The organism is Nocardiopsis trehalosi NBRC 14201 (assembly GCF_001552555.1).
Taxonomy (GTDB): domain Bacteria; phylum Actinomycetota; class Actinomycetes; order Streptosporangiales; family Streptosporangiaceae; genus Nocardiopsis_B; species Nocardiopsis_B trehalosi.
In genome coordinates, this window is sequence record NZ_BCRK01000258.1 from 1 (window position 1) to 6488 (window position 6488).

5 protein-coding genes are annotated in these 6488 nt (G+C 77.0%); 1 reads left to right on the forward strand and 4 read right to left on the reverse strand.

Annotated features, from left to right (window positions below):
- Positions 1-37: 37 nt before the first annotated feature.
- The 4 genes from egtD to egtA are packed head-to-tail and all read right to left on the reverse strand — an operon-like array spanning position 38 to position 4315.
- On the reverse strand, positions 38-1000 hold the full coding sequence (gene egtD, locus NT8_RS26505) for an L-histidine N(alpha)-methyltransferase (protein WP_067975365.1): 963 nt from the start codon (positions 998-1000) through the stop codon (positions 38-40).
- Positions 976-1749 carry an ergothioneine biosynthesis protein EgtC gene (gene egtC / locus NT8_RS26510; protein ID WP_067975367.1) on the reverse strand — a complete coding sequence of 258 codons (774 nt, stop codon included), beginning with the start codon at positions 1747-1749 and terminating at the stop codon, positions 976-978. Before egtC ends, egtD begins: the two co-directional genes overlap by 25 nt.
- Positions 1749-3110: an ergothioneine biosynthesis protein EgtB gene (gene egtB / locus NT8_RS26515; protein WP_067975370.1), complete on the reverse strand. Its 1362-nt coding sequence runs from the start codon at positions 3108-3110 to the stop codon at positions 1749-1751. The genes egtC and egtB overlap by 1 nt, the downstream gene beginning before the upstream one ends.
- A complete protein-coding gene (gene egtA, locus NT8_RS26520; RefSeq protein WP_067975373.1) occupies positions 3107-4315 on the reverse strand; it encodes an ergothioneine biosynthesis glutamate--cysteine ligase EgtA in 1209 nt (402 codons plus the stop codon). Before egtA ends, egtB begins: the two co-directional genes overlap by 4 nt.
- A 216-nt stretch (positions 4316-4531) precedes the next feature.
- Here egtA and NT8_RS26525 point away from each other — a divergent pair.
- Positions 4532-6488: acyl-CoA dehydrogenase family protein (locus NT8_RS26525; RefSeq protein WP_067975375.1), on the forward strand; the 1957-nt coding region annotated here is incomplete at its 3' end.

The following is a 6488-nucleotide window of genomic DNA, read 5'->3' on the forward strand; positions in this document are numbered from 1 at the left end:
CGCCCGGCGCCCCCGCCGGGGCGCCGGGCGGGGCGGGTCAGGCGGCGGCCACCAGCACCGCGAAGTCGCCGGCCGGGTCGGTCCACCCCTCGGCGGGGGTGAACCCGGCCGCGCGCAGTTCGGCGGCGATCCCCTCGCGGCGGAACTTGGCGGAGATCTCGGTGCGCAGCTCCTCGCCCGCGGCGAAGTCCGCGGTGAGGCCGAGCGCGCCGACGCGCACCCGGGCGGCGCGCCGCGACCGCAGCCGCATCTCGATCCACTCGGCTCCGGGGTCCCAGAGGGCGACGTGGTCGAACGCGTCCGGGTCGACGTCGGCGTCCAGCTCCCGGGCGACCACGCGCAGCACGTTGCGGTTGAACTCCGCGGTGACCCCGGCGGCGTCGTCGTAGGCGGCGACGAGCCGTCGGGGGTCCTTGACCAGGTCCACGCCGAGCAGCAGCGTGTCGCCGCCGGCGAGGGTGCCGTGGACGTCGCGGAGGAACCCGGCGCGTTCGCGCGGGGTCAGGTTGCCGATGGTGGAGCCGAGCACGGCCACCGTGCGCCGGCCCCCGGCGGGCAGCAGGTGCAGGTGGCGCTCGAAGTCGGCGACCACGGCGTGCACCGCCAGCCCCGGGTAGGCGTCGGCGATGCCGGCCGCCGCGCCGGCGAGGAAGTCCCCGCTGACGTCGACGGGCACGTAGCGGCGCAGGGTGCCCGCCGCGCGCAGCGCGTCCAGCAGCAGCCGGGTCTTCTCGCCCGACCCGGCGCCCAGTTCCACGAGCGTGTCGGCGCCCGTGGCGCGGGCGATGTCGGGGGCATGCCGGTCCAGGATCGCCCGTTCGGCGCGGGTGGGATAGTACTCGGGCAGCCGGGTGATGCGCTCGAACAGTTCGCTGCCCCGCTCGTCGTAGAACCACTTCGGCGGCAGCGCCTTCGGGTGGGCGGTCAGGCCCTCCGCGACGTCGCGGCGGAGCGCCTTGGCGAGGTCGTCGTCCGTCAGGTGGATGTCGATGCGGAGCATGGCTCCCCCCGTTCCCGGTCGATGGGTGCGACGGCGGTCCGGTCGGCGTCGGCGGTGACGACGGAGCCGTCGGGGACCGGCCGCCACGCCGGGTCGTCGTCGAACGGCTCGGACGCCAGCCACACGCCGCCGCCCCTGCGCAGCGTGTAGAGGGTGTCGCCGGCGGCGGTGGCGGCGATCCGGTGCCCGTCGGCGGCGAGCAGGTTGTAGCGGCCGGGTGAGCAGGCGCGGGCGGCGCGCACGGTGGCGGCCAGCCCGGCGCCCAGGTCGGCGCCGGACCGCCACGCGCGCAGCGCGTGGGCGAACAGCGGCGCGGAGTCCACCGGGGTGCGGGCGTCCAGCGCGCCGTGCGGCGGGGGCACCCCCAGCCGGGCGTACACCGCGGCGTCGTCGGCGACCGCGCCGTTGTGGCTGAACAGCCACGTGTCGGCGCGGAACGGCTGGGCGCACGACTCGTCGGGGCCGAACCCGAGGGTGGCGTCGCGGACGGCGGCCACCACGCACCCCGCCCGCAGCGCGCGGGCGGCGTCGGCGAAGGACGCGTCGGCCCACATGGGCATCGCGCGCCGGTAGCGCAGCGGGGCGGGCCGGTCGGCGGTGTACCAGCCGGCCCCGAACCCGTCGGCGTTGACGGTGCCGTACCGCTGCTCGCGGGGGGCGTGCGCCTGCGTGAGGAGCCCGTGGGCCGGCGCGTGCAGCAGGTCGTGCAGGGTGGCGGGCGGCCCCAGGTAGGCCAGGTGGCGGCACATCAGCGGGCCTCCGCGTCGCGGGCGAGGCGGAACCCGCTGAAGATCTGCCGCCGGATCGGCAGGTCCCAGTTGCGGAAGGTGGCGCGCGCGGCCGTGGGGTGGGTGGCCCACGACCCGCCGCGCAGCACCTTGTAGCCGTCGCCGAAGAACACCTCGGAGTACTCGCGGTAGGGGAACGCCCGGAAGCCGGGGTAGGCGGTGAAGTCGTCGGCGGTCCACTCCCACACGTCGCCGAGCATCTGGTGGGCGCCGCTGGGCGCGGTGCCGCCGGGGAACGCGCCCGCCGGCGCGGGGCGCAGCAGCCGCTGGCCCAGGTTGGCGTGGTGCGGGCCCGGGTCGGCGTCGCCCCAGGGGTGGCGGCGGACGGTGCCGGTGGCCGGGTCGTGGCGGGCGGCCTTCTCCCATTCGGCCTCGGTGGGCAGCCGCCGGCCGGCCCAGCGGGCGTGCGCCTCGGCCTCGTGGAAGCAGACGTGCTGCACCGGCTCGTCCGGCGGGACGGGTTCCACCCGGCCGAAGCGGCGGCGCAGCCACCGGTCGCCGTCGCGGTGCCAGAACGCCGGGGCGCGCTTGCCGGAGCGGGTGCGCCACTCCCACCCGGCGGCGCTCCACCAGCGGGGGTCGTCGTAGCCGCCGTCGGCCATGAACTCCAGGTGGGCGGCGTTGGTGACGCAGGCGGTCGCGATGCGGAAGGCGGGCACGTGCACGGTGTGCGCGGGGCGCTCGTTGTCGTAGGACCAGGGGTCGGCGGAGGTGCCCATGGTGAACGGGCCGCCCTCCACCAGCACCTCGCCGGGGCCGTCGGGCGGCGGGGCGGCGGGCGGCGGCGGGTCGTCGAGCACGGGGGTGCCGCGCCGGAGCTGGTGGGTGGCGAGCATGGTCTCGTCGTGCTGGTGCTCGTGCTGGATCACCATGTGGTAGACGAACCCGGCGCCGACCAGGGGGTCGGCGGGGTCGAACACGGCGCGGTCGAGCGTGTCGAGGACCCGGGCGCGCACCCGGGCGTTGTACTCCAGGGCCTCGCGGGGGGTCAGCAGGGGCAGGTGCACGCGGTCGGCGCGGGGGTTCTCGAAGGCGTCGTAGAGGACGTCGATGTCGGGCCGCAGGGCCTGCTGCCCGGCGGCGGCGCGGAGCAGCCACTGCTCCTCGTAGTTGCCGACGTGGGCGAGGTCCCACACCAGCGGGGACATCAGCGGGGAGTGCTGGCCGACCAGGTCGGCCTCGTCCAGCGCCTCGACGGTCAGGCCCTCGCTGCGGCGGCGGCCGTGCTCCAGTTCGGCGGCGATGCGCCGGCGCAGGAGGTCGGCGGCGGGGCCGTCGGGGCGGGGGTCGGGGTCGCGGGGGGACGTCCGGGGTGCGCTCATGCCGGAACCTCCAGGGCCGGTTCGGTGTCGGCGGGGCAGCGCCCGCGTTCGACGTAGGTCTCGCGGTAGGCGTCGACGGCCGCGGCGAGGCCGCGGGCGCCCATGCGGGGCAGGGCGTCGGCGGCGGCCGCGAAGCAGGCGCGGGCGCAGTCCGCCAGGTGCGGGTCGGTGAGGGCGTCGCGGGCGGCCGCCGCCCACAGGCCCCGGTCGGGGTCGGACCCCCGGCAGAGCCGGTCCAGGGCCTCGTCGGCGGTGTCGGCCGCGCCCGGGTCGTCGAGCAGGGCCGCGGCGACGGCGACCGGGACGGGCCACCACCGGTCGGGCACGGCGTCGATCATCCGCAGCTCCAGCCAGCCGCGCGGGCGCACCGGCGGGAACAGGGTGCTCAGGTGGAGCAGCAGGTCGTCGCGGGTGGGCGGGCGGGGCCGCCCGGTGGCCAGCCACCGCGCGAACGTCATGCCGGGGGCCGCCGTCCACGGGCCGTCGGCGCGGGGCACCGCCATGACGCGGGCGCGCAGCGCGTAGTCGGCCCACGCGGCGGCGGGGTCGGCGCCGCCGACGGGCCGCGTGCGCCCGGGGTCGATGGCGTCCCACACGGCCCACCGGGTGGAGCGCCACCCGGTGGGGCGGCCGCGGTGGCGCGGGGAGTTGGCGAAGGCGGCGGTGAGCACCGGGCCGAGCCGGTGGGCCCGCCGCCACCGGCGGGCGGCGTCGGCCGCGTCGGCGCCGATGTCGAGGCAGACCTGCAGGGAGGCGGTGCTGCGCATCATGGTCCGGCCGCCCGCGCCGCCGCCCCGGTCGAAGAACCGCTCCATGGCGGTGTAGCGGGGGTCGGTGAGCTGGCGCACCCCGGGCCGGACCGGATCGAGGCCGTGCCCGTCGAGGCGCAGGCCGGCGCTCTCCAGGAACGGGCGGAGGTGGGCGAGGTCCGCGGCGAGGGCCGCGTGCGCGGCAGCGGGGCCGGGGAAGGGCGGCGAACTGAGTTCGAGCTGCCCTCCGGGCTCGTAGGTGACGGCGCTGCCGTTGGGGAGCGGTCCGGCCTGGTCGGCCAGCGACCGCAGGAGGTCGAGGGGGACGTGGTGGCGGGGCCGGGCGGTGTCGGTGACGAGCCATTCGGTCTCGGCGCCGACCCGCCCGGGCGGCCCGGTCTTGAAGCAGATGCCGCGGATGTAGTCGTGGACGTCGTTCTCGGTCAGCAGGCCCATGGGCCCTCCTTCCAATGGCCGACCCGCCTATCCCTGCCCGCGACCGCCCGCGCGGGAACCATCCCGTCCGCCAGGAACAGGCAAACCGCGGCGGAACACCGCCCTAACCCCGGCGCCCACCCGCCGCCGGCCGCGCCCGGCGTGCGTGGTGGGCGCGCCACGGGGAAGACGGGGTGGTAGACGACGGATGATCCGGAAGGGGATACCGACATGGCCATGGCCGAACCGCGCATCGGGGCCGACACGGAGGCGCTGCGCGACCTGCTCGACGGGCGCTGGGCGCACGTGCGCCGCCGGGCGCGGGAGTCGCTGACCGGCGACCTGTTCGCCCCCGTCCACGGGCTGGGGGTGGCGGAGCACCGGGCGCGCGTGTTCGAGCAGCTCACGGCCATCGCGCAGACCGAGGTGCCCGGGTACGGGTTCTCCGAGGAGCACGGCGGGGCGGGCGACGTCGGGGCGTCGGTGGTGGCGTTCGAGATGGTGGTCTGCGACCTGTCGCTGATGGTGAAGGTGGGCGTGCAGTGGGGCCTGTTCGGCGGCGCGGTGCAGGCGCTGGGCACCGAGCGCCACCACGCCGAGTACCTGCCGCGCGTCATCTCGCTGGACCTGCCGGGCTGCTTCGCCATGACCGAGACCGGTCACGGGTCGGACGTGCAGCGGCTGCGCACCACCGCCACCTACGACCCCGCCACCGAGGAGTTCGAGGTCCACACGCCCGACGAGGCGGCGCGCAAGGACTACATCGGCAACGCCGCCCGCGACGGCCGCATGGCCGTGGTCTTCGCCCAGCTGGTGGCGGGCGGGGAGCGGCACGGCGTGCACGCGCTGCTGGTGCCGCTGCGGGACGACGACGGGGCGCCGCTGCCCGGGGTGCACATCGAGGACTGCGGGGCCAAGGCCGGGCTGAACGGCGTCGACAACGGGCGCATCGGCTTCGACCGCGTGCGGGTGCCGCGCACCGCGCTGCTCAACCGGTACGGCGACGTGGCTCCCGACGGCACCTACACCAGCCCGATCGACAACCCCAACCGGCGGTTCTTCACCATGCTCGGCACCCTGGTGCGCGGCCGGATCAGCGTGGCCGGGGGCGCGGGCACCGCCACCAAGGCGGCCCTGGCGATCGCCGTCCGCTACGCCGAGGCGCGCCGCCAGTTCGACCGGCCCGGCACCGGCGAGGAGGTCGTGCTGCTCGACTACCTCGCCCACCAGCGCCGCCTGCTGCCCGCCCTCGCCCGCACCTACGCGCTGCACTTCGCCCAGGAGGAGCTGGTCTCCACCCTGCACGACGGGCACACCGGCCGGGTGCCGCTGGACGAGCACGGGCAGCGGGAGCTGGAGTCGCGGGCCGCCGGGCTGAAGGCGGCCGCCACCTGGCACGCCACCCGCACCATCCAGACCTGCCGCGAGGCGTGCGGGGGCGCGGGCTACCTGGCCGAGAACCGGCTGCCGCAGCTCAAGGCCGACACCGACGTGTTCACCACGTTCGAGGGCGACAACACGGTGCTGCTGCAACTCGTCGCCAAGGGGCTGCTCACCAACTACCGGGACGCGTTCGGCGACCTGGACACGCTGGGGGTGGCGCGGTTCGCCGCCGGGCAGTTCCTCGGCGCCGTGATCGAGCGCACCGCCGCGCGGTCGGTGGTGGAGCGGCTGGTGGCGGCGGCGCCCGGGCGCGGGGACGCGACCGACCTGTACGACCGCGGCTGGCAGCTCAAGCTGCTGGAGGACCGCGAGAAGCACATCGTCGACGGCCTGGCCCGGCGGATGCGGCGGGCCGGCACCGCCGAGCCCGACCGCGCGTTCGCCGCGTTCAACGCCGCGCAGGACCACCTCCTCGCCGCGGCGCGGGCGCACGTCGACCGGGTGGTGCTGGAGGCGTTCGTGGCGGCGCTCGACCGGTGCGCCGACCCGGGCACGCGCGCGCTGCTCGACCGGGTGTGCGACCTGTTCGTACTGTCGCTGGTCGAGGAGGACCGGGCCTGGTTCCTGGAGCACGAGCGGCTGACCGGGGCCCGCGCGAAGGCGGTCACCCAGGCGGTCGACGCGCTCTGCGCGGAGCTGCGGCCGCACGCCCGGACGCTGGTCGACGCGTTCGCGCTGCCCGACGCCTGGCTGGCGGCCCCCATCGCGCTGGGCGCGGAGGCCGCCCGCCAGGAGGAGCAGCGGCGGGGGG